Here is a 23,093-nt window from a genome sequence, read left to right on the forward strand (position 1 = left end):
CCGCGTCAGCGGTCGGTGAGCTCCCGGTCGCGGAACCACTTGAGCAGCCACGCGGCGCTCGTGCCGTCGAACTCCGGCGCGAAGTCCATCGTGCCGGACAGGAACGGGCTGAAGCCGTCCTCGGTCGCCACGTCGGACTCGTCGAGCGACCGGTAGGCCATCGACCAGCCGTCGAACCGCCGGCGCTCGATGTCCTCGCGGATCAGCGACTTCACCCCGTCGTGCCGAGGATCGCGCGCGATGGCGCCGAAGCGGTCGTCGACGCTCCACGCCGGGCCCTCGAGCAGCTGCATGAACCGGCCGCCCTTCGCCACGAGCAGACCGGAGACCCCGAGTGCCTCGTTCCGGAGCCGTGACTCGCGCAGGAGCTCGGCGAGCGCGTCGTCGTCGAAGGGCACGGCCGAGCGGCTCATGTAGACGATTGAGACGAGCACCGCACCATCTTCGTGCATGACCGGCGCGGTGCCGACCACTGTCCACCATCCGCTTCGCGTCCTGGTCGCCCTGGTGCCTAGGATCGACCGCATGGCGACCGTCCTCCTCGTCCGGCACGGACGCACCACCGCGAACGCGACCGGGGTCCTGGCGGGTCGCACCGCCGGGGTGGCACTCGACCGCGTCGGCCGCGAGCAGGCCGACCGGGCCGCCGAGCGCATCGCGCCGATCCCGCTCGTCGCGCTCGTCACGAGCCCGCTCGAGCGCTGCCGACAGACCGCACGCGCCCTGCTCGCCCGCCAGCAGGGCAGCCCCGACGTGCGGGTCGAACGGGCGATCACCGAGGCCGACTACGGCGACTGGCAGGGCCGGAAGCTCGCGGACCTCGCGAAGGAACCACTGTGGCGCACGGTGCAGGCGAACCCCAGCGCCGTGGTGTTCCCCGGCGGCGAGTCCATGCAGACGATGCAGTCCCGTGCGGTCGCCGCGATCCGCCGGATCGACGCCGAGGTCGAGGCGCAGCACGGCCCGACGGCGGTGTGGGTCGCCGTGAGCCACGGCGACATCGTGAAGTCCGTCCTCGCCGACGCGCTCGGCATGCACCTCGACCTGTTCCAGCGCATCGCGGTCGGTCCGGCGTCCGTCTCGGTCGTCCGCTACGGGGAACACCGGCCCGAGGTCGTCGCCACCAACACCGACTCCGGCGACCTGTCGTGGCTCGCCGCGGCACCGGCCCCCTCGGGCGACGCCGCGGTCGGCGGCGGAGCAGGACACGACGGGACCGGCGGCGGAGGCGGAGCGGACGGGACCGGCGGCGGAGCAGGACACGACGGGACCGGCTCGGCGGACGGAGCGGTCGGCAGCAGTGAGCCGGGGACCGCTCGACCCTGAACGGACGGAGCCGCACGCTCCTACAATCGGGTCATGCCCACCATCGTGCACGGCTTCGACTGGCCGGAACGTCTCGTCGTCGGGACGGTCGGCCGCCCGGGTGAACGCGCCTTCTACCTGCAGGCACGCGACGGCAAGCGGGTGACCAGCGTCGCGCTCGAGAAGGAGCAGTCCGCGGTGCTCGCGGACAAGGTCGCCGAGCTCCTCGACGAGGTCGCGACCGTCGAGGACAACCGCTTCAGCGTCCCGCCGGCGGCACCGTCCGAGCTCCGGGACGCCGCGCCGCTCGACCAGCCGGTGGAGCCCGAGTTCCGCGCGGGTGCCCTGAGCCTGGGGTTCGACCCGGCGACGGCGCAGGTGGTGATCGAGGCGTACCCGATCGAGGACGAGCTCGAGATCGTCACCGAGACGGACGAGGACGGCGACGAGGTCGAGGCCGTCGTCGAGATGCCCGAGCCCGCCGAGGTCTTCCAGGTGAAGATCCCCGTCGGCAGCGCCCGGGCCTTCGTCGAACGCACGCGCGAGGTCGTCGCTGCCGGTCGGCGCCCCGGCGACGCATGAGCGACGACGCACCCCGGTACGACGGCCCGCTGACGATCCGGGCGCGCATCCGCGAGGCGTCGAACGCCACCTTCCTCGCCGACCTCGACGGCGAGTCCGTCGTGTACAAGCCCGTCGAGGGGGAGCGTCCGCTGTGGGACTTTCCGGACGGCACGCTCGCCGGCCGGGAGGTCGCGGCACACCTGGTCTCCGAGGCCTTCGGCTGGGGCATCGTGCCGCCCACCTGGCTCGGCGACGGCCCGTTCGGCCCCGGCATGGTCCAGCGCTGGCAGGACGTCGACCCGGAGCAGGACCCCGTCGACCTGGTGCCGACCGAGGAGGCCGACGCCGAGGGCACCCCGTGGTTGCCCGTGCTCGAGGCCATCGACGAGCACGACCAGCCCGTCACGCTCGTGCACGAGGACACCGCGGCGCTCCGCCGGATGGCGGTGTTCGACGTGGTGGTGAACAACGCCGACCGCAAGGGCGGGCACGTGCTCGCCATGCCGGACGGGCACCGCCACGGCGTCGACCACGGGCTGACCTTCCACGTGGACCACAAGCTCCGCACGGTCCTGTGGGGCTGGATCGGGGAGCCGCTCGACCCCGACGAGCTCGAGGGGCTCGACCGGGTGTCCGAGGCGCTCCGCGGGGACCTCGGCGTCGCGCTCGCCGAGCACCTGACCCGCGGGGAGATCGACAACCTGCGGGCCCGGTGCGCCGCGCTGCGCGCGGTCGGGATGTTCCCGCCGCCGCCCGGACACGGACCCGCCGTCCCCTGGCCCCTCTTCTGACGGACGGGAGGCGCGGCGCCCGCCGGCACCGGGGCCCACGCCGGCCGGTTCCCGGCAGACGCGCCAGCGGCTGCCGGGCCGTGCCCGGTGGGGAGCCTCCCGTCTGTCGGCTGGCCCGGTCAGCCCGCCCGGTCGTCGCCGAACAGGGACGCGCCTCCGCGACGGGAACCGAGGTACGACCCGACCACGGCGACCCCGAGGTCGTCGTTCTCGGGCGCGACGACCGAGCCGTCCACCCGTCGGGCCATGGCATCGATGAACCGCGCGAGCCCGGGGTCGTCACCGAGTCGGAAGAACGTCGTCTGCGCCCCGAGCCGGCCGGCGTTCTCGAGCTCGCGGACCGTCAGCGCGATCGTCACGGGATCGGGCGGGTAGCCGAACCACACCTGGCCGTTCGGCTCGAGGTGCGAGGTCGGCTCGCCGTCGGTCACGACCAGGAGCACTGGCTGCGCCGTCGGGTGCTTCCGGAAGTGCCGGTTGGCCAGCAGCAGTGCGTGGTGCAGGTTCGTGCCCTTGTCCCACTGGGCGTCGAGGCCGACGAGTCGTTCGACGTCCATGACCTCCGCCTCGCGCCCGAAGGCGATGAGCTGCAGGTCGTCGCCGCGGAACCTCGTGCTGACGAGGGTGTGCAGCGCGAGGGCCGTCCGCTTCATCGGGACCCAGCGGTCCTCCATCGCCATCGAGAACGACGTGTCGACGAGGAGCGCCACGCACGCCTGGGTCCGCGCCTCGGTCTCCTGCACCTCGACGTCGTCGATCGTCAGGCGGACACCCGGTCCGGTGCGTCCGTCCGCCGCGGTCCGGACCAGGGCGTTCGTGATCGACCGGGGGAGGTCCCACGGCTCGGTGTCACCGAACGCCCACGGTCGGGTCGCCCCGGAGGGCTCGCCCGACGCCCCGGCGCGACGGAGGTCACGCGCGCCCTGGCGCCCCGACATCCGCTCGGCCACGTCCCTGAGCAGGCTCTTGCCGAGCTGCCGCATCGCCTTCGGGGTCAGCCGGAGGTGTCCGTCGGTGCCGCGCTGCACCGCGCCCGAGTTCCGCAGGGCCTGCTCCAACCGCTGCAGGGTCTGGGCGTCGACGGTGGCCTCGTCGCCCAGCTGACGCTGCAGGGCGTCGAGGTCGAGGTCGGCGAGGTCGGACCCGGGCCCGGACTGCGCCAGCTGCTCGGCCAGGGCGTCGAGGTCGGCGATGTCCTGGAAGACGCCGGTCCCGTCGCCGAGTCCGAGGCCCTGCTCGCCGTCCATCCGCTCGGAGCTGCCCCAGTCCTCGCCGGGGCGGAGCGCGCGGAGGGTGTCGTCGAGCTGCCCGAGCTGACCCATCAGGTCCGGTGAGCCGAACGCCTGCTGGGCGAGCGCGTCGAGCTCGTCGCGCTGCTCCTGCGTCATCGAGTTCCGCATCCGCTGCGCGGCCGCGGCTCGTGCGGCGAGGTCGTCGAGCAGCTCCTCGACGTTCTGCGGGCCGGACGGGAAGTACTGCCCGTGCTGCGCCGTGAACGCGTCGAACTGCTCCTGCGTGTCCGTGCCGCGGCGGTGGTCGTCGAGCAGCTGGTTGAGGTCGCGCATCATCGCGGACACGGCTGCGCGGTCCTCGTCGCTCGCGTTCTCGAGCGCCTGCTTCATGCCGGCGAAGCGCTGGTCGAGCACCTCGCGCCCGAGCAGGTCCTTGATCTCGTCGTACTTCTGCCGGGCCGTCGGACTCGTCCAGTCGTAGCCGTTCAGCTCCTGCACGGCGCTCGCGGGCGACGGCGGCAGGCTGTCGAGCTGCAGCTCGGCCAGGGCGCGGTCGCCGTCGTCGAGGTCGACGTTCCGGGCGAGCTCACCGCGTTCGGCGAGCAGGGCCTGGTCCAGGAGCTCCCTGACCTGCTGCAGGGTGCCGTCGAGGTTGTTCCGGCTGGTGAGCTCGCGCCGCCGTTCGGCGACGCGGCGCATGAGGTCGTCGAGCCCGCGCTGGGTCTGGCCGCCGCGCCGGAGGAACTCGCGGAGGGCACGCTCGGGGGAGGTGCCGCCCATGACGTCCTCGCCGATGGCGTCGAGCGCCTCGGTCAGGTCGACCGGGGGAGCGAGGGGATCCGGTCCGCCCTCGTACTTCCCGTACCGGGCGTCGCGGGTCAGGCGGCGGTTCTGCCGGCTAGCCATAGACGGCCTCGCCGCCCCCCGACTCCTTGCTGATGCGCCGGGCGAGGAAGAGCCCCTCGAGCGCGAGCTCGATCGCGCCGGCCCGCTCGCCGTCGTCGGTCGCCCCGAGTCGCTCGCACACCTGGTCGTAGACGTCCGACTCGCCGATCGACGGGAGCCCTTCGAGGAAGGCCCGGGCGCTGACCTGCTCGCCCGTCGTCACCATCGTGCCGCCGTCGAGTGCCTCGACGAGGACGCCGAAGTCGATCCCGCGGAACCGCGAGCGGACGGTCTCGGCGGTGGCGGTGCGGAGCAGGTGCTCGAGGACCTCGTCGGCGCGGTCCTCCTCCCCGTTCTCGAACTCGATCTTGCCGCCGAGGACGTCGACCGCGGTCTCGAGGTCGATCGGCCGCGCGACCGGGTGCTCCTCGCCCTGCCGCGCGGCGCGGTGCACGGCGGCGGCGGAGATCGTCTCGGCGCCGGCGATGGCGAAGCGGGCGCTGACGCCGCTCCGCTGGTCGACGGCGCTGGACTGGCGCAGGGCGCGGGTGAACCGGGCGAGGATCTCGACCAGGGCGTCGGGGACCTCGGCGGTGAGCTGGGCCTCCTGCCGGATGACGGCGACCTCGTCGGCGAGCTCGATGGGGTAGTGCGTCCGGATCTCGGCGCCGAAGCGGTCCTTCAGCGGCGTGATGATGCGGCCGCGGTTCGTGTAGTCCTCGGGGTTGGCGCTGGCGACGACGAGCACGTCGAGGGGCAGGCGCAGCACGTAGCCGCGGATCTGCACGTCGCGCTCCTCCATCACGTTGAGCATCGCGACCTGGATGCGCTCCGCGAGGTCGGGGAGCTCGTTGATCGCGACGATGCCGCGGTGCCCGCGGGGGATCAGCCCGAAGTGGATGGTCTCGGGGTCGCCGAGACTGCGGCCCTCGGCCACCTTCATCGGGTCGACGTCACCGATCAGGTCCGCCACGCTGGTGTCGGGGGTCGCGAGCTTCTCGACGTAGCGCTCGTCGCGGTGCACCCACGAGATCGGCAGGGCGTCGCCGAGCTCCTCGGCACGGCGGGTGCTCGCGGTGGTGATCGGCTCGAACGGGTGCTCGCCGAGCTCGGACCCGGTGATCACCGGGGTCCACTCGTCGAGCAGCCCCTGCAGCGTGCGGAGCAGGCGGGTCTTGCCCTGCCCGCGCTCGCCGAGCAGCACGACGTCGTGCCCGGCGATGAGCGCACGCTCGAGCTGGGGGATGACGGTCGTCTCGAACCCGTGCAGGCCGGGCCAGGGGTCGCGGCCCTCGCGCAGGGCCTGGAGGAGATTGTCGCGGATCTCGGCGCGGACCGACTTCTGGACGTGCCCAGCAGCGCGGAGCTCGCCGACCGTGTGGATGTCAGGTCGGGTCACGGTCCGCACGCTACGCCCGCGCACCGACATGCGGACGGGAGGCGCGTCTCGGCGCTCGGCTCCGGAGAACGCAACCTCGGCGACACCTCGCAGCGCTGTACCGCTGCGAGGGCCTGCCGACGTTGCGTCGTGCGGGAACAGCGCGGCGGGAGCGTCAGCCGAACAGGCGGCGCGACGCGATCTCCGCACCCTCGACGAGTGCTCGGAGCTTCGCCCACGCGACGTCCGCGGCGACGAACTCGTAGCTCGCGAAGGTCGCCAGGCCGCAGTCGGTCCCGGCGACGATGCGGGTGGGGTCGCCGACGGCCTCGGCGGCCTCGACGATCCGGTTCGCCACGAGCTGCGGGTGCTCCAGGTAGTTGGTCGTGACGTCGATGACGCCCGGCACGAGCACCGCGTCGTCGGGGAGCGGCAGGTCGCGGAAGGCCGGGAACTCGTGCGCGTGCCGCGGGTTGCCGAACGGGATGCTGAAGGACCCGACCTCGGCGCGGTACAGGTGGGGGAGCAGCACGTCGACCGGGACGTCGTCCTGGTGCGGGCCCTGCCAGTTGCCGTAGCAGACGTGCAGCCGCGTCTGCTCCTTCGGGATGTTCCGCAGCGCGTGGTTGAGCGCGTCGACGTGCAGGTCCACGGCGGCCAGGAACTCGTCGAGCGACGCGTCGCCGAAGTGGATGACGCGCTCCATGGCGAGGTCCGGGGCGTCGAGCTGCAGGACGTGCCCGCGGGCGACGATCTCCTCGTACTCGACGCGGAGCTGCTCGGCCAGCGCGAACACGTACTCCCGGTGGTCGCGGTAGTGCGGGTTCTCGTCGTCGAGCAGCAGGGTCGTGGCGACGATGCCCGGCGTCGCGGCGGAGATGAAGGTGCCGGCCGGGGTGCGGCCGGCGGCGGCGTTCCGGGCGAGCTCGCGTTCGAAGCCGTCGAGGTCCTCGCGGATGCCGGCGCGCTCCTGGTCGTACTCGAGCAGCCCCTGGGCGAGCGGGGTGTCCCACACCCGGGCGAACTCTGCGCCCTCGTCGATCTGCCGGGCCTGGAACGCCGCGTACTCCGGGAACTTCACGCTGTCGAGCGTCGGCTTGCGGTGACCGGAGCCCCCGAACCCCGACAGCCGATCGCGGATGTAGGTCGAGAAGCCGACGCGCGGGACCTCACCGTCGTTGACGACGTCGAGGCCCGCGTCGAGCTGCGCGTCGACGGTGCGCGCGAGCACGGCGGCGATCTCCTCGCGGAGTGCCTGTTCGTCGTGGGGCTTCCCCTGGTCGCGGGCCACCAGGAGCGCGGTCAGCTCGGGCGATCGGGGGAGCGAGCCGGTGTGCGTGGTCAGGATGCGGTCGATCGAGTTCTGGGTGGGCACGTCGTCACGCTACCGACGCGGGCTGCGGCCGCGTGCGGTCGTGACGTCGCGCGTCACCGCGATCCGACGCGGACGGGAGGCACGGTGCGGGCCCGCCCCGCGCCTCCCGTCCGCGTCGCACGAGTTCCTGAATCTGTGAGGACGTAAAGCTGCGCTGGTACTGGGAACCAGCCTGGAATCTCCGGAGTACGGTCCGCTCTCGTGAGCAGCACGACGAACGGGGCGATCAAGAGCCTGGTCCCCGCCAGGATGGACAGACTGCCGTGGACGCGCTTCCACTGGAGCGTGGTGGTGGGCTTGGGGGTGTCCTGGATCCTCGACGGCCTCGAGATCCAGATCGTCTCGAACGCCGGCTTCCAGGCCGACCTCGACCTGTCGACGCAGCAGGTCACCCTGCTCGGCACCATCTACCTGGTGGGGCAGGTCGTCGGCGCCCTGGTCTTCGGACGGATGTCCGACCGGCTCGGCCGCCGCAAGCTCTTCATCCTGACGCTCGCGATCTACCTCATCGGTTCGGGCATCGCCGGACTCGCCCAGGACTTCTGGTTCCTGGCGGCGTTCCGCTTCGTGGCGGGCCTCGGCATCGGCGGTGAGTACGCGGCGATCAACTCGGCGATCGACGAACTCATCCCGTCGAAGTACCGCGGGCACGTCGACATCGCCATCAACGGCACGTACTGGGGCGGTGCGGCGCTCGGCGCCTTCGCCAACATCTACCTGCTCGACACGTCGATCTTCGCCGAGAACATCGGGTGGCGCATCGGGTTCTTCCTCGGCCCGGTGCTCGGCATCGCGATCATCTTCCTGCGGCGGCACATCCCGGAGAGCCCGCGGTGGCTGATGACCCACGGACGCGAGGAGGAGGCCGAGCGCACGGTCTCCGAGATCGAGGCCTCCGTCGAGAAGTCCACCGGACACCGGCTGCCGGACGTCGACGAGTCGAAGGCCATGACCGTCACGCCGCTGGACAAGGTGGGGTTCCTGACGATCGCCAAGGTGCTGCTCAAGCAGTACCCGACCCGCACCCTGGTGGGCGCGACCATGATGATCACCCAGGCGTTCCTCTACAACGCGATCTTCTTCACCTACGCCCTGGTGCTCACGAACTTCTTCGGGCTGAAGACCGCCGAGACGGCCGTGTACTTCTTCCCGTTCGCGATCGGCAACCTGCTGGGCCCGATCGTGCTCGGCCGGTTCTTCGACACCTGGGGTCGTCGGCAGATGATCTTCCTGACCTACCTGGTGTCGGGTCTGGTGCTCGCCACCTCGGCGTTCCTGTTCCGAGCCGACGCCATCAGCGCCACCGTGCAGGTCGTGTTCTGGTGCGTCTCGTTCTTCTTCGCCTCGGCCGGTGCCTCGAGCGCCTACCTGACCGTGAGCGAGATCTTCCCGCTCGAGCTGCGGTCGCAGGCGATCTCGTACTTCTTCGCCCTCGCGCAGATCTTCGGTGCGGTCGCCCCGGCGATCTACGGCGCGTTCATCGGGGACGGGTCGTCGCGTGAGCCGCTCTTCTGGGGGTACCTGCTCGGGTCGGCGGTGATGATCGCCGGCGGGATCGTGGCGTTGGTGTTCGGGGTCGATGCGGCGCGCAAGGGTCTGGAGGACATCACCCAACCCTTGTCCGTCCTCACCGACGCGTCCACGAAGTAGGATTTCGTATACGTGATGTTTAGCGCCGAGGCCCTCCCGCTGGGAGGGTCTCGGCATGGCACTCCTCCACATCCCGACCCCGACCGGATCGTTCCCCTGGTCGCCCGCTCCCGGAGCACCGGGTGGTCGTCGTGCGTGACCCTGGGCCGATGGATCGCTCATCGTCCTCGGGGAACGACCGGGTCCCCGACCCGAACGGCATCCGCCGCAGCCTGCTGCGTGACGCCGTCTTCCTCAAGCTCCTCGAGAACGTCCTGCGCGGGGTCTACCGGCGGGGGCAACGGCTCCGGCTCGACGACATCGCCCGGGACATGCAGGTCTCGCGCACACCCGTCCGCGAAGCCCTCGTCCCGCTCGAGGCGCTGCGGCTCGTCAGCGTGCAGCGGTACGTCGGCGTCGTCGTCGCCCACTGGTCCGTCGGCCAGATGATCGAGCGACTCCGGGTCGCCCGGGCGATGATCGCCGATCCCGCTCCCGGCTGCCAGGTGGCGGACGAGCAGTTCGACGCGCTCGTGCTCAGGTCCTGCCTGACCGAGGCCGGGGCGCTCGTCGAGCTCGGTGCCTGGTACCTCCGTCGGCGCGGTGCGATCGTCAGTGCCGACTGGCTCACGGCGCAGCGAGCCGTGCTCGACACCTTCTTCACGGACGACGTCGCCGTGGCGAACGGCATCGACGCCGTCGTCGGGCGGCGTGCTCGCGTGCAGCAGGTCGAACGGGCGGCTGCTGCGGCGGAACGTGGACAGCTCGACGAGTGCGCCGCAGCGCTCGTGGGGTTGGCGGAGGACCTCATCGCGTTGCCCGACCGGTTCCGCTCCGCCGCGTGAGGCACGGCGGGGCAGCGCCCACCGGAGAGCGCCCAGAGCGGGGGCGCGGACCGGGTCCGCGCCCCCTGGTCGTCCCCGTCCGGGCCGCCGCGGTCGGGTGCGTCGGGCTCGGCAGAAGGGGGGACGACGTCTGGTGCTGTGTCGCGGCGACGGGGGAGGTGATGCCCCCGGAACGTGATGTCCGCGTCCCGACGATGCTAGGCGTCGGGGTACGAGCGGACAAGCCCCACCTGTCCCCACTTCAGGGGACCCGGCGACCGACCCGAGGTGATCGTGTCGTGGCGGGAGGTCGAGAGGAGGCTCGTCCTCCTGTATGGTGGGTCTCGCGCTCGTGAGAGCGCACGGAGACGTCGCATAGTCCGGCCGAGTGCACCACCCTGCTAAGGTGGAGTCCCCTTTGAGGGGACCGAGGGTTCAAATCCCTCCGTCTCCGCAGTCGACGAAACCCCCGCCACCGGCGGGGGTTTCGTCGTTCCGGCAGGGTGCGCGCGGGAACACGACGGTGCGGCCGTGCTCGACGGTCGGGAGGCACGGGCCGGCCCGGCACGGGTGCCCTGGCCCCGCCCACTACCGTTGCCCCGTGCTCCGCTCATCCGCCCTCGCCGTCGCGCTCGCTGTGATCGTCACCACGGTCGCCGGCTGCGCCGACGCGTCCGCTGCCCGCGGCGTCGCCGTCGAGGCGTACGTCGAGCCGGGAGCCCAGACGGAGGTCGCCCGGGTACGAGCCGCCACCGAGCGGGCGGACACGATCGGCATCGACGGTGTCACCCTCACCGCGGACGGCACGGGCCTCACGCCGCTGCCCGACGGCGTCGACCGACTCGCCCGCGCCGCAGCCCGCGGGGGCGCGCGACCGGAGCTCCTCGTCAGCAACTTCTCCGAGACGCTCGGTGACTTCTCGCCGGAGACCGCCTCGGCGCTGTTGGCCGACCCGGTCGCCCGCGGACGGGTCGCCCGGGAGCTGGCGGCCCTGGCACACGACCACCACTGCACGGGCGTGCAGATCGACCTCGAATCACTGCGCGACCGCGACCGCGCGGGTCTCGTCGCCTTCGCGGCAGCGCTCGAGGACGCGGTGCACGACGAGCTCGGTGCCGACGCCCCGGTGTCGATGGCCGTGATGGCGTCCACCTCGGCCGCGGGCTTCCGGGACACCGGGTACGACCTCCGTCGTCTGGCGGAGCACGTCGACCGCTTCGTGCTGATGACCTACGACCAGCACGGCCCGTGGAGCGAACCGGGCACGATCGGTGCCCTGCCGTGGGCGCAGCGCGTCGTCGAGGTGGCCGAGCACGAGGGACTGCCGGCCGACCGCACCGACCTCGGCGTCGCCGGGTACGGGTACCGCTGGGGCGGACCGGACGCCGGGCAGGTGTCGCCGGCGCGGGCCCGTGCGCTGGCCGGCGGTGCCGCACGCTGGTCGGACCGCACGGGGGAGTGGTCGGCGACCCTCCGCGACGGACACGAGCTGCACTGGTCGGACGCCCGCTCCTACCGGGCACGTGTCGCGCTGGCGCGGCGACTCGGGCTGCACGGCGTCGCGCTCTGGTCGCTGACGACCGAGGCCCTGCCGCGCTGACGCCCGCACCGACCGGACCGTGACCAGGAGGCGGACGGGAGGCGCGTGGCGGCCCCGCACCGCGCCTCCCGTCCGTCGCGGGGCACGACCCGTGTGTGCCTTCCGGATGATCGGTGACGCATCCTCCGGTGCCTGTCACCGCGCCGTTGTAGCATGCACGACACCTGTCCCGAGACGAGGAGGCCTGCGTGCCGGACCAGACCGACCAAGCCTTCCCGATCGAGCACGTGCGAGCGGTGGGCGACGACGTCGTCGCAGCCGTCTCCACCGTGGTGGACGGCAAGGTCGACGCCATCCGCACGGCCTTCACCGTGATGCTCGCCGAGGGGCACCTGCTCGTCGAGGACGTCCCCGGCGTCGGCAAGACCGTGCTCGCGAAGGCGCTCGGTGCCTCGGTCGGCGGGACGGTGAACCGCATCCAGTTCACCTCGGACATGCTGCCGTCCGACGTCACCGGTGTGAACATCTACGACCAGTCGTCGGGCACGTTCCGGTTCTCGCCGGGCCCGGTGTTCGCGAACGTCGTCATCGGTGACGAGATCAACCGCACGAGCCCGAAGACCCAGTCGGCCCTGCTCGAGGCGATGGCCGAGGCGCAGGTGACCGTCGACGGCGTGACCCGGCCGCTGGAGTCGCCGTTCATGATCGTCGCGACCCAGAACCCGATCGACATGGAGGGCACGTACCCGCTGCCCGAGGCCCAGCGCGACCGGTTCATGGCCCGCATCGCGATGGGGTACCCCAGCGCGGACGCCGAGCGCCAGATGCTCGCGGCGCGCGGGACCCGCGACCCGCTGTCCGCGCTCCGACCGATCGTCGACGTGCAGACGCTGCGGGCGATCGTGCACGCCGTGCGCGGGGTGCACCTTGCCCACGACGTCGAGGCCTACATCGTCGCGATCGTCCGTGCCACCCGCACGCACCCGGACCTCGTGCTGGGCGCGAGCCCTCGCGCCACCCTGCACCTGGCGCAGGCCGCTCGTGCCCACGCCGCGCTGCTCGGTCGCCCGTTCGTCACCCCCGACGACGTCGCCCACCTCGCACCGGTGATCCTGTCCCACCGTCTCGTCCCGGTCGCCCGCGGGCTCGGCGGGGCCGCCGAGGACACCGCGCGCGACGTGGTCGTCCGGATCGTGTCCGACACCGCCGTGCCGTTCGCCTCGGCCGCCGTCCGCTCCTGATGCCCGACGGCAGCGGGCCCTCGACGTCCGCGCTGCGTGCGGGCGCGGTGCGGTCGTGGGTGCTCCGCACCGGGCGACGCGGCGCAGCCATGCTCCGCCGGACCCCGTTCCCGCGGCCGACGGCCAGGGGGTGGACGGTGCTCGGGTCGGGGATCGCCCTCGTCGGCGGTGGTCTCGTCGCCACGACGAGCATCGCCGTCTCCGCCGGGCTCCTGCTGCTCGTGCTGCTCGTGCTCGGGATCGTCATGGCACTCGTCGTCGCGGCGCCGCTGCGTGCGACCCGGTCGACCGCCCGCTCGGTCGTGCAGGTCGGTGAGGTCCACCGCGAGCGGATCACCCTGCGGGGGACGTCGCTGCCGATCGGGCCGCGGACGACCCTGCTGGTGCGGGAACAGCTCGAGGACGCCCTCGCGAGCGTGTCCGACGCGCAGACCTACGCCCTGGTCGGCCCGAACGAGCCCCCGGCGGTGCTCGACGTCGAGGCCCTCGCGATGCACCGGGGCCGCACGCTGGTCGGCCCCGTGACCATCCGCGTCGAGGACCCCTTCGGCCTGCTGCGCATCGACCGGCCGGTCGTCCCCGCCGAGGAGGTCGTGATCGTCCCCGCATCCACCACCCTCGGTGCCATCGACACCGGAGCGCTCGCGGGTGCCGTCTCGGCGGACGAGGGCCGTGTGGGTCAGGGCGGTTCCGCCGACGACAGCGAGCTCCGGCCGTACCGGCAGGGCGACCCGATCCGCCGCGTGCACTGGGCACAGAGCGCCCGACGCGGCGAACTCCACGTCCGCCAGACCACGCAGGCGCAGCCGCCGGAGGCCGTCATCGCCATCGACCTCCGCCGAGAGTCCTACCAGGCGCTCGGCCGCGACGACCTCGCGGAACTGAGCGACCTCGGTGGCGACGCCGCGTTCGAGCACGCCGTCGTCGTCGCCGCGAGCGTCGCCCGTGCCCTCAGCGCGCGGACGTCGCGCGTGGTGCTCGTGAGCGACGACACTCCGGGCGCGGGACGGCACACCGGCGACGTCGGCAGCCTGACGGACCTGCTCGTCGGACTCGCCGACGTCCGGGTCCGCTCGGACGCCCGCCCGGTCACCGAGGTCCTGTCCGACGTGCACGGTCGCGACGTCCACGGCATGACCGCCGTCGTCACCGGCCGGTGCACCGCCGAGCAGGCCGCAGAGCTCGTCGCCGCGACGAGCGGGTCCAGTCGCGGCATCCTCGCGACCATCGTCCCGCCCGACCCCGTGGTGCGCGGCATCCTCGACCGTGCCGGTTGGCGGACCCTGGTCGTGCCCGTCGCGGGCGCGCAGGCGCACGGGAGCACCCGGTGAGCGGGACCTCGACCGCCGACCGCGTCAGGACGCCCACGCGCAGCGGCCGCCCCGAGCGTCCGGCCGAACGCGACGACGCCCCGGGACCGTGGGTCGTCGCCCTGGCACCGCTGCCGGTCCTCATCGCGGCGCTCGCGATGCGTCCGCTCGTGCAGGGCACCGCCTGGTGGCTGTCCGGCGTCGTCTTCACGGCGGTGCTCGTCGCCGTCGTCCTCGCCGTCCGCCGTCGCGCTCCGGGCGTGCGCTTCATCGCCCTCGTCGCCACGCTGGTGGTCGGGTCGTGCGTCGCCGCGGTCGTCAACGACGTCCACCCCCTCGGCTGGCTCGACCGCGAGGGAGCCCTCGGCGAGGCGCTCGCCGCGATCCGGCTCAACCCCGCGCCGCTGCCGCAGAGCGACGCGATCCGCTTGATCGTCACCGTCGCGATCGCCTGGGTGGCCGGGGTGACCCTGTTCCTCGCCGCGATCGCGCCGACCGTCGCGCTCGCGGCCGTGCCCGCGCTGGTCGTGCTCATCGTCCCCGGTGTCGTCACGGGCGAGCCCGCCTCGCCGGTGCTCGTCGTCCTGGTGGGGGCGGCGTTCCTCGGGCTCCTCTGGCTGTCCGTCCGACCGGTGCAACGGGCGTTCCCGGCCGCCGTGGTGGGCGCGATCGGGCTCGTCGTCGCCGTGGGGCTCCCGGTGCTCGTCCCGATCAACGCCAGCTGGCTGTCCGGCGTGACGGGCGCGCTGCAGGCCCCGATCCAGCCCGGTCGTCCCGGCACGCTGCTCGAGCTCGGCCGCGACCTCCGCCAGCCGAACGAGCTCGAGGTGTTCCGCTACCGCACCGCCGACGGGCAGCCGGAGTACCTCAAGCTCGCCGACCTCGACGAGTTCGGCACCGGCGACTGGGTGCCCACCGTGACCGACGCCAGCACTGCGGAGACCGCGGACCAGCAGCAGTGGGCGGTCGGGATCAACCCCCGTCTGGCGAGCCGCGGCGACCTGACCGTGCGGATCACCGGGCTGTCGAGCAACTACCTGCCCGTGCCCGGCGGCGCCGTGTCGCTCGAGTCGCAGTCGACGAACCTGGACCTGTCGCAGTGGCGCTGGATGGGGGACTCGAGCACGGTCCGGTCGACCGGTCCCGTGACCCAGCGCGGTTCGACCTACCAGGTCTTCGGCGCCTCGACCTGGTCGGGAGAGTACCTCGACGCGATAGCCGCGAGCGGGATCCTCGGGCGCACCGACGGCCGTGGGTTCACGGCGCCGAGCGAGACGCAGCTCCGCACCGACCTGGCACTGCCCGAGGACCTGCCACGTGACATCCGGGCGGCGGCCCAGCGGGTGGCCGGCGGGCTGCCGAACGACTACGCCCGGGCGCGTGCCCTGGAGCAGTGGTTCCGCAGCGACCTCTTCACCTACTCCGAGACGGCCCCCGTCGAGCAGGGCTACGACGGCGACAGCATGGACGTGATCGACACGTTCCTGCGCGTGCGCCAGGGCTACTGCGTGCACTTCGCGTCGTCGATGGCCGTGATGGCGCGGACGCTCGGGATCCCGTCGCGTATCGCGGTCGGGTACCGGGCGAGCAGCGACCAGACGGAGGACGGCGAGTACACCGTCTCGAACCGACAGCTGCACTCGTGGCCCGAGCTGTACATCCGTGGCGCCGGTTGGGTGTCGTTCGAGCCGACCCCGAGCTCCGACGCCGCAGCGCAGGCGGGGACCGAGTCGTCGGCGACGCCGGCTCCGGCCCCGTCGGAGACGCCGCTGCCGGCCCCGGGGGAGACCGCTCCCGCCGAGGCCTCGCCCACCCCGACACCCTCCGCCTCGACCGGAGCGGGCGCGGCGGCCACGACGGGCGGAGGCACCCCACCCGGTGCCGCCGGCCTGGTGATCGGGCTGCTGCTCCTGCTGGCGGTGCTCGTCGCACCCGGGGTCGTCCGTGTGGTGCGTCGCCGCCGACGGCTCGCCGCGGTGCAGGCGGGACGTTCGCCCGCACTGCAGGCCTGGCGCGAGGTGCTCGACGACGTCGCCGACCACGGGTACGCACCGGGGCTCGCGCCGCCGGGTGACGCCGCCGCAGCAGCGCGGACGGCGCGTGCGGTGCGCGGTCGGCTCGTCGGGACCGTCCCCGCGAGCGTGCTCCCGCACCTGACGAGCATCGTCGATGCGGTCGACCTGGAGCGCTTCGCCGCGGACGGTGCGGCGGGCGTGGACACTGCAGCACTCCGGCGGGCCGTCCTGGAGGCTCGTGTCGCCCTCGACGCGTCCGTCCCGCGGGCGCGCGTGGTCCGGGCGCGGCTGTTCCCGCCGAGCCTGCTGCCCTCGTCCGCGTGGTCCCACGAGGGCCGGCAGCGCCGGCGCACGGCCTAGCCGCGGCGCGGCGCGGCGCGCTGCCGGCGCCGGCCGTGCCGGCCCGGGCCTGGTGCGGCCGTGCCGGGCCGGCTGGGCCGGCCGTGCCGGACGGGCCCTGGCGTGGTGCGTTGTGCGGCGTGCTCGCGCACAACGGGGAGCACGTCGCGCCGCGGAATCGCGTGGCGCGACGTGCTTCCGGTTGTGCGGACGGCCGCGGCGGGACTCGGCCGCGGCCGCCGCGGTCGAGTCAGCGCCGCGGGCGCACGACCGTGCCGGCCGTGCCGGCCGTGCCGGCCGTGCCGGCCCGGGCCTGGTGCGGCCGCGCCGGGCCGGGCGTGGTGTGGCGTGCTCGCGCACAACGGGGAGCACGTCGCACCGCGGAATCGCGTGGCGCGACGTGCTTCCGGTTGTGCGGACGGCTGCTCGCCCCGCCGCGCCGGGCGCAAGCGCCCTGCCGCGCCGGCGCGCATGCGGCGCCGCCGCCGCGGCCGCGGCCGCGTCAGCGCCGCGGGCGCACGACCGCGTCGACCAGGCTCGCGATGACGTCGCCGGGGTTCACCCCGGGCAGGGCCGGCCCGTCGAACACGATCCCGGTGTTCGCGCCGATGAGCAGCGTGGCGAAGTCCTCGAGCGGCATGCCCGGCTCGACCTCGGGGTGCGCCCCGAACCACGACCGGACCAGGTCGAGCACGCCGTCCTGCAGCTCGCGCCGCTGCCGGACGAACTCGGGCATGAACTCCGGGTCGCGGAGTGCGTACCCCCGGAGCTCCGAGACGAGGGCGAACTGCCGACCCTGGTCGTACCGCCCGAACGCCGCCCGGACGACCTCGGCGATGCTCGCGGCGGCGACGTCCTCGTGGACGACCTCCTGGAGCGCGGCGAGGATCCGGTTCGTCGAGCGCTGCATGACCTGGGCGACGAGGTCCTGCTTCGACGTGAAGTTCGAGTAGACGGCGCCCTTGCTGAAGCCGGCGCGAGCGGCCACGTCGTCGAGCCGGGCGCCGTGCACGCCGGACTCGGCGAAGACGTCGGCTCCGGCGACGAGCAGTCGTTCGCGCACCTCGGCGCGGGGTGTCCGGGGGTTGGGGGAGGAAGCGTCGTCGCGCATGGGTCCTGGTCCGTGATCGTCGTCGTGGACGGTGGTGCGCCGTCCTGTCGATCCCCGCGCGTCGGTGGCGCACGGGCCGTGCCGCACCCGGTCCGGTGCGACCCTCGGAGACCTGCCGCGCCGCGCGTCGTGATCACGCGCGGCACCAGCGAAGCCCCCGGCCCCGTCGCTCGGTGGACCGCCACGTTCGGGTCGTGTCGGTGCGTCGAGGACGGTGGTCACCGGGTCGGTACCCGGCGGGAGCGATCGTACCGCGGCAGGCCGCTGCAGCGACGGGGTCGTGCGTCGTCCGGACGGTGGGCCACCGCCGTGCCCGGGTACCGACCGGAGCCCGGGCAGAGGCGCTGACCGAGGCGCTGACCGAGGCACCGGCCGGGGTGCTGACGGGCGCTGACGGAACGCCGACCGCGGCTCGTCAGACGCCGTCGGGTGTGTCCCGGTCGCTGCGGACGGCCCCGTCGCCGGTTCGGCGTCCGGGTCGACGGAGCAGCCGGATCGCGTCGGGGCGCAGCCGTCGCCCGCGCTGCAGCAGTGCGCCGAGCGTCGACTTCGGCTGCCACTCGCGACCGTTCGGCAGCCCCCAGCCGCGCTTGACGGCCCCGTACCGGAGCCCGAGCGACAGCACGATCGCGGCGATGATGCCGATCGACGGCGATCCGAGGTACGAGGCGACCACCATCACCGCGGACGCGGCGACGGCCACGGTGGCGTAGAGCGCGTTCCCGCCGAACACCGCGGGCACGCGACGGAGCAGCAGGTCGCGCATCGCCCCGCCGCCGACCGCGGTGATGGTGCCCATGATGATCGCGGCGGGCCAGCCGAGACCGGCGTCGAAGGTCCGCTGGACCCCGACCACGGACCAGAAGCCGATGACGGCGGCGTCCAGCACGGTGAACAGTCGGTCCCAGGTGAGCTCCGAGAACGACACGAAGAATGCGACCAGTGCGCCGGCGATCGCCACGGGCAGGTAGAGCGGGTCGACGAGCGCGACGGGCGGCCCGTTCTGCAGCAGGGTGTCGCGGAGCATGCCGCCGCCGAGGCCGGAGACGAAGCCGACGACGAGGAAGCCGAACAGGTCGAAGTCCATCGTGCGTGCGAGCGAGCCGCCCAGCAGTGCCGAGGCGAACACGCCGGCGAGGTCGAGCACGTTGGTGACCGACGCCAGGGCCTCCGGGGTCAGCACGTTCATGAGAACAATCAAACCCCACGTCGCCGGAGTGGCGGGCCGAGCGCTGGTTAGGTTAGCCTCACCTTCGCCATGATCGCCACCCTCGTCATCGGCCTCCGCGAAGGCCTCGAAGCGACGCTCATCGTCGGCATCATCGCCGCGTTCCTCCGTCGCAACCGCGCGCCTCTCGCCCCGATGTGGGCCGGCGTCGGGCTCGCCGTCGCGCTGAGCATCGCCGTCGGCTTCGGCCTGCAGCTCGTCGAGCAGGCACTGCCCCAGGCCCAGCAGGAGGGCATGGAGACGGTCATCGGAGCCGTCGCCGTGGTCTTCGTCACCGGGATGATCGTCTGGATGCGCACGCACGCGCGCACGCTGTCGCGGGACCTGCAGGCCAGTGCGTCGGCGGCGCTCGGACGGGGGACCGCCTGGGCGCTGGCGGGCATGGCGTTCCTCGCGGTCCTCAAGGAAGGGTTCGAGACCTCGGTCTTCCTCCTCGCGACCTTCCAGGCGTCGTCGGACACCGGCACGGCAGCCGTCGGTGCCGTGATCGGCATCGCGGTCGCGGTGGCGGTCGGGTACGGCATCTACACCGGCGGGGTCCGCCTCGACCTCGGCCGGTTCTTCACCGGTACCGGCGTCTTCCTCGTCTTCGTCGCCGGCGGCCTCGTGCTCACCGCACTGCGGCACGCGCACGAGGCCGGGTGGCTCGTCATCGGCCAGCAGCGCACGGTCGACCTCGGGTGGCTCGCCCCCAACGGGTCGCTCCGCGGCGCCCTCGTCACCGGCGTCCTCGGGATCCCCGCCGATCCGCGCGTCATCGAGGTGCTCGGCTGGTTCCTCTACGTCGTGCCCGTCCTCGCCGTCGCGGTCTGGCCGCGCCGCTGGCGTCCGTCGCCGGCCCGCGTCCCGGTGGTCCGCGCGGCGGTCGCCGCCGGGCTCGCGGCCACGGCCGTCGTCCTCGCCCTGGTCGTCCCGAGCACGGACGTCGACCTGCCGCGCACGACGGCGGTCACCGGTGACGCACGGTCCGTCACGGCGGACGTCGACGGTCCGGCAGCAGTCCTGCGCGTCTCCGGCACCGGCCGGGAGGCACGACGCACCCTCCCCGCGTCGGCCCACCGCCGCGTGACCCGCTCCGGCGTCGCCGCCGACCGCTGGCAGGTCACCGAGGACGTCCCGGTCGCCGGCCGCCCCACCTCGCTGACGCTCGACGACCTCGTCGGCCTCTTCGGCCGGGTCCCCGTCGGCATCTCGCCGAGCACGGACCCCGGGCCGTTCACGGCCCGCTGGTCCGTCCGCGAGACCGTCACCCTGACCACCGTCGGTGGGGGTGTCCTGGACGCGACCCGCTCGGAACGCGACGTGCTCACACTGCGCGGTGGGGGCCTCCCGGCCGCCCGGACCACCACGCTGGAACGCACGGTGTGGGCGGTGCCGACCGACCGCGTCGACCGCGCGGCCGCGGACCTGGCCGCGGCGCACACCCGCGCTGCCGAGCTGCGGCTCTGGAGCACCTGGCTGCCGATCGCGCTCGCCGTCGCCGCCGCCGCACAGGCGTTGCTCGCCCTCCGCGACCGTCGGCGCGCCGTCGCCCCACCGACCACCACCCCCGGAACCGACCCGTCGCGCGGACCGCCCGCCGACGTCCCTGCAAGGAGCCTCGACCATGCCGTTCGGTAGGACCGCCCGCCCCCGCGCCGCCCACCCCCTGGCCGCCCGCCCCCTGATCGTCCTCGGTGCTCTCGGCACCGTCACCGCCCTCGCCCTGACCGGCTGCTCGACGGGGTCGCCCGCCGACGACAGCTCGAGCAGCACCGGGAAGCTCTCGCGTGTCACCATCACCCTGACGAACGACGGCTCCGACGCCTGCGCCGTGTCGACCACGAAGGTCCCCGCGGGCCCCGTCACGTTCACGGTGCACAACGAGTCGTCCACCGCCATCACCGAGGTGGAGCTCCTGCAGGACCAGCGCATCCTCGGCGAGAAGGAGAACCTCGCCCCGGGGCTCGACGCCGTCCGCTTCACCGCCACGCTGAGCGGTGGGGAGTACCAGGTCTACTGCCCGGGTGCCGAGCACGAGCTCACCGACCTCACCGTCACCGGAAAGGCCGCGTCGACCGCGAACAGCAGCGCGGCCACCCTGCTCGCCGACGGCGCGAAGGGCTACGCGACCTACGTCGACGGCCAGGTCACCGACATGGTGGCGGCCGTGCAGCAGCTGCAGCACGACGTGGACGCCGGTGACCTCGACGCGGCGAAGCGCGACTACGCGGCGGCCCGTCCGTTCTACGAGCACGTCGAGAGCGACGTCGACGGTTTCGTCAAGAAGGGCTTCTCGGCCACCGACAACGCCGGCAACCTCGACTACCTGATCGACATGCGCGCGTCGAACCTCGACGACGCCGTCGGCTGGAGCGGCTTCCACGCCGTCGAGAAGGACCTGTTCCAGGCCGGCGCCATCACCGCGTCGACGAAGGAGACCGCGGCCGCACTGACCGCCGACGTCGAGCTCCTCGCGAAGCGCGTGCCGTCGATCGAGTACAAGCCCGAGGACCTGGCGAACGGCGCGGCCGGGCTGCTCGAGGAGGTCCAGTCGAACAAGATCACGGGCGAGGAGGAGGCGTACAGCCACATCGACCTCGTCGACCTCGCCGCGAACGTCGAGGGTGCCCGACAGGCCTTCGCCTACCTCAAGCCCGGCCTGACGAAGGTCGACCCGGCGCTGACGAAGCAGATCGCCACGCAGTTCGACACGACGAACACACTGATGGACGGCTTCCGCGACGCGGACTCCCTCGGCGGCTTCGCCACATGGGACGACGCCGCGAAGGCGAAGGACGCCAACCGCATCTCGCAGCAGGTCCAGGCGCTGCAGGACCCGCTCTCGCGCCTGGCCGAGAAGGTCGCGACGGCGTGAACGACTCCCGGTTCTCCCGCCGCGGGCTGATCGGTGCCGGGCTCGCGGCCGCCGGTGCGGGCGTGGGCGCCGTCGCGGGTGTCGCCGGGTCGGCCGCCGCCACCGGGGTCGACCCCTTCACCGCGGCCGCGAACGGCGACGAGTCCGTCGACCTGTCGCAGTCGGTCCCGTTCTACGCGACCGCCGCCCGGCAGCCGCAGGGCGGGATCCGCACGACGCCGCAGCGGCACTGCGTCTTCATGGTGTTCGACCTGACGGCGTCCACCGCGACCGAGCTCCAGGTCCTGCTCGCCCGCTGGTCGGCCGCGATCGCGCAGCTGCAGGCCGGCCGGACGATCGGCAGCGTCGAACCCGTCCACGGCGACGGTGTGGGAGCGGACACGGGCGAGGCGCTCGACCTCGGCCCGGCGTCGCTGACCGTCACCGTCGGGCTCGGGCCCGGCGTCTTCGACGAGCGCTTCGGCCTCGCCGCGAAGCGTCCGGCGCACCTGGCCGCGATCCCGCCGCTGCCGAGCGACGACCTGGACGCGCAGCTGACCGGCGGCGACCTGTCGCTGCAGGCGTGCGCCGACGACCCGCAGGTGGCGTACCACGCGGTCCGCGACCTGGCCCGGATGGCCCGCGGCACCGCGACCGTGCGGTGGACCGTGATCGGGTTCGGCCGCGCCTCGGCCGGTCCGACGCAGTCGACGCCGCGCAACCTGATGGGGTTCAAGGACGGGACGCGGAACGTCACGACGGACGACGAGTACGACCGGTTCGTGTGGCTCGACCGCGGAGCCGACTGGATGGCCGGTGGCACGTACCAGGTGGTGCGGAAGATCCGCATGAACCTGGAGACCTGGGACGCCGACGTCGTCTCCGACCAGCAGCGGGTGTTCGGCCGGACGAAGGTCGAGGGCGCGCCGCTCTCCGGCGGGTCGGAGCACACGACGCCGGACTTCCACGCCCGGGCGCCGCACGGCACCGACGCGGACGGCGGGACCGCGATCGACCCGCGCTCCCACGTCGCCCTCGCGGCGCACGAGAACAACGGCGGCGTGAAGATCCTGCGCCGCGGGTACAACTACACGGACGGGCTGAACCAGTACGGGCAGCTCGACGCCGGCCTGCTCTTCGCGGCGTACGTGAACGACCCGGAGCACGTCACGCGGCTGCAGCGGAAGCTCGGTGCGTCCGACCGCCTGAACGAGTACGTGTCGCACATCGGGTCCGGGGTGTTCGCCGTGCCGCCGGCACCCCGGAAGGGCTCGTACATCGGGGAGCAGCTCTTCCACTGACCCCGGCGGGAGTCGAGGTGGGTGCCCTCCGTCGTTTCCCTGGAGACGGAGAGCACCCGCGCCGCGGAGTCCGGCGGACGGAACCACCGCCCGCCCCCTGGGGGGACGACCCGGCGCGACGCATCGCGATGCGACAGGGGGAGCGTACCTCGCGGGACTGCCCCTGAGCAGTCCCGTTCTGGGATCGGA

General features: G+C 73.3%; 18 protein-coding genes and 1 tRNA gene. 13 read left to right on the forward strand and 6 right to left on the reverse strand.

Annotated elements, in window-relative coordinates:
• Window positions 1–5 precede the first annotated feature (5 nt).
• Window positions 6–434 carry a BLUF domain-containing protein gene (locus M3666_RS03305; RefSeq protein ID WP_251154491.1) on the reverse strand — a complete coding sequence of 143 codons (429 nt, stop codon included), beginning with the start codon at window positions 432–434 and terminating at the stop codon, window positions 6–8.
• 91 nt (window positions 435–525) lie between these two features.
• Here M3666_RS03305 and M3666_RS03310 point away from each other — a divergent pair, with 91 nt between their 5' ends.
• From M3666_RS03310 to M3666_RS03320, 3 genes are read left to right on the forward strand one after another with little or no spacing between them, the layout of a single operon-like run.
• Complete coding sequence (locus tag M3666_RS03310; protein ID WP_081985021.1) at window positions 526–1,326, forward strand: MSMEG_4193 family putative phosphomutase; 801 nt, start codon at window positions 526–528, stop codon at window positions 1,324–1,326.
• A gap of 33 nt (window positions 1,327–1,359) precedes the next feature.
• A complete protein-coding gene (locus M3666_RS03315) occupies window positions 1,360–1,887 on the forward strand; it encodes a DUF3090 domain-containing protein (RefSeq protein ID WP_066655829.1) in 528 nt (175 codons plus the stop codon).
• On the forward strand, window positions 1,884–2,660 hold the full coding sequence (locus M3666_RS03320) for an SCO1664 family protein (RefSeq protein ID WP_251154492.1): 777 nt from the start codon (window positions 1,884–1,886) through the stop codon (window positions 2,658–2,660). The genes M3666_RS03315 and M3666_RS03320 overlap by 4 nt, the downstream gene beginning before the upstream one ends.
• Before the next feature lie 119 nt (window positions 2,661–2,779).
• Here the strand turns inward: M3666_RS03320 and M3666_RS03325 are convergent, their stop codons facing one another.
• The 3 genes from M3666_RS03325 to M3666_RS03335 form a co-directional block, all read right to left on the reverse strand.
• Window positions 2,780–4,798 (reverse strand): VWA domain-containing protein, encoded by a 2,019-nt coding sequence (locus M3666_RS03325; protein WP_251154493.1) that lies wholly within the window; start codon window positions 4,796–4,798, stop codon window positions 2,780–2,782.
• Window positions 4,791–6,206, reverse strand: a complete 1,416-nt coding sequence (locus M3666_RS03330; RefSeq protein WP_209685614.1) for an AAA family ATPase — start codon at window positions 6,204–6,206, stop codon at window positions 4,791–4,793. The genes M3666_RS03325 and M3666_RS03330 overlap by 8 nt, the downstream gene beginning before the upstream one ends.
• Window positions 6,207–6,330: 124 nt before the next feature.
• Complete coding sequence (locus tag M3666_RS03335; RefSeq protein WP_251154494.1) at window positions 6,331–7,530, reverse strand: cobalamin-independent methionine synthase II family protein; 1,200 nt, start codon at window positions 7,528–7,530, stop codon at window positions 6,331–6,333.
• A gap of 249 nt (window positions 7,531–7,779) precedes the next feature.
• Between M3666_RS03335 and M3666_RS03340 the strand changes: the two genes are divergently transcribed.
• The 7 genes from M3666_RS03340 (at window position 7,780) to M3666_RS03370 (ending at window position 16,449) form a co-directional block, all read left to right on the forward strand.
• Window positions 7,780–9,180 (forward strand): MFS transporter, encoded by a 1,401-nt coding sequence (locus M3666_RS03340; RefSeq protein WP_251154655.1) that lies wholly within the window; start codon window positions 7,780–7,782, stop codon window positions 9,178–9,180.
• Between the two features lie 149 nt (window positions 9,181–9,329).
• Window positions 9,330–10,004, forward strand: coding sequence for a GntR family transcriptional regulator (locus M3666_RS03345; RefSeq protein ID WP_251154495.1), 675 nt, complete (start codon window positions 9,330–9,332; stop codon window positions 10,002–10,004).
• Between the two features lie 343 nt (window positions 10,005–10,347).
• Window positions 10,348–10,437, forward strand: a tRNA-Ser gene (locus tag M3666_RS03350).
• 147 nt (window positions 10,438–10,584) lie between these two features.
• A complete protein-coding gene (locus M3666_RS03355; RefSeq protein ID WP_251154496.1) occupies window positions 10,585–11,583 on the forward strand; it encodes a glycosyl hydrolase family 18 protein in 999 nt (332 codons plus the stop codon).
• Window positions 11,584–11,771: 188 nt separating this feature from the next.
• Window positions 11,772–12,764: a MoxR family ATPase gene (locus M3666_RS03360; protein WP_235426362.1), complete on the forward strand. Its 993-nt coding sequence runs from the start codon at window positions 11,772–11,774 to the stop codon at window positions 12,762–12,764.
• The gene (locus M3666_RS03365) at window positions 12,764–14,095 is read left to right on the forward strand and encodes a DUF58 domain-containing protein (RefSeq protein WP_209685619.1); all 1,332 of its coding nucleotides are present in this window, start codon (window positions 12,764–12,766) and stop codon (window positions 14,093–14,095) included. The genes M3666_RS03360 and M3666_RS03365 overlap by 1 nt, the downstream gene beginning before the upstream one ends.
• Window positions 14,092–16,449, forward strand: coding sequence for a DUF3488 and transglutaminase-like domain-containing protein (locus M3666_RS03370; RefSeq protein WP_251154497.1), 2,358 nt, complete (start codon window positions 14,092–14,094; stop codon window positions 16,447–16,449). The genes M3666_RS03365 and M3666_RS03370 overlap by 4 nt, the downstream gene beginning before the upstream one ends.
• 481 nt (window positions 16,450–16,930) lie before the next feature.
• Here the strand turns inward: M3666_RS03370 and M3666_RS03375 are convergent, their stop codons facing one another.
• Together M3666_RS03375 and M3666_RS03380 are read right to left on the reverse strand one after the other, a co-directional pair.
• Window positions 16,931–17,539 (reverse strand): TetR/AcrR family transcriptional regulator, encoded by a 609-nt coding sequence (locus M3666_RS03375; protein ID WP_209685623.1) that lies wholly within the window; start codon window positions 17,537–17,539, stop codon window positions 16,931–16,933.
• A gap of 415 nt (window positions 17,540–17,954) precedes the next feature.
• Window positions 17,955–18,728 carry a trimeric intracellular cation channel family protein gene (locus tag M3666_RS03380; RefSeq protein ID WP_066655795.1) on the reverse strand — a complete coding sequence of 258 codons (774 nt, stop codon included), beginning with the start codon at window positions 18,726–18,728 and terminating at the stop codon, window positions 17,955–17,957.
• A gap of 69 nt (window positions 18,729–18,797) precedes the next feature.
• On the opposite strand from M3666_RS03380, the gene efeU reads away from it, so the two are divergent.
• Genes efeU through M3666_RS03395 form a run of 3 tightly spaced genes read left to right on the forward strand, consistent with a single transcriptional unit; the run spans window position 18,798 to window position 22,904 of the window.
• Window positions 18,798–20,387, forward strand: a complete 1,590-nt coding sequence (gene efeU / locus M3666_RS03385; protein ID WP_209685624.1) for an iron uptake transporter permease EfeU — start codon at window positions 18,798–18,800, stop codon at window positions 20,385–20,387.
• Window positions 20,374–21,624: an iron uptake system protein EfeO gene (gene efeO / locus M3666_RS03390; RefSeq protein ID WP_066655791.1), complete on the forward strand. Its 1,251-nt coding sequence runs from the start codon at window positions 20,374–20,376 to the stop codon at window positions 21,622–21,624. The genes efeU and efeO overlap by 14 nt, the downstream gene beginning before the upstream one ends.
• Window positions 21,621–22,904: a Dyp-type peroxidase gene (locus tag M3666_RS03395; protein ID WP_209685628.1), complete on the forward strand. Its 1,284-nt coding sequence runs from the start codon at window positions 21,621–21,623 to the stop codon at window positions 22,902–22,904. Before efeO ends, M3666_RS03395 begins: the two co-directional genes overlap by 4 nt.
• Window positions 22,905–23,093 lie beyond the last annotated feature (189 nt).

It is taken from the genome of Curtobacterium sp. ODYSSEY 48 V2, from assembly GCF_023712625.1.
Classification (GTDB): Bacteria; Actinomycetota; Actinomycetes; order Actinomycetales; family Microbacteriaceae; genus Curtobacterium.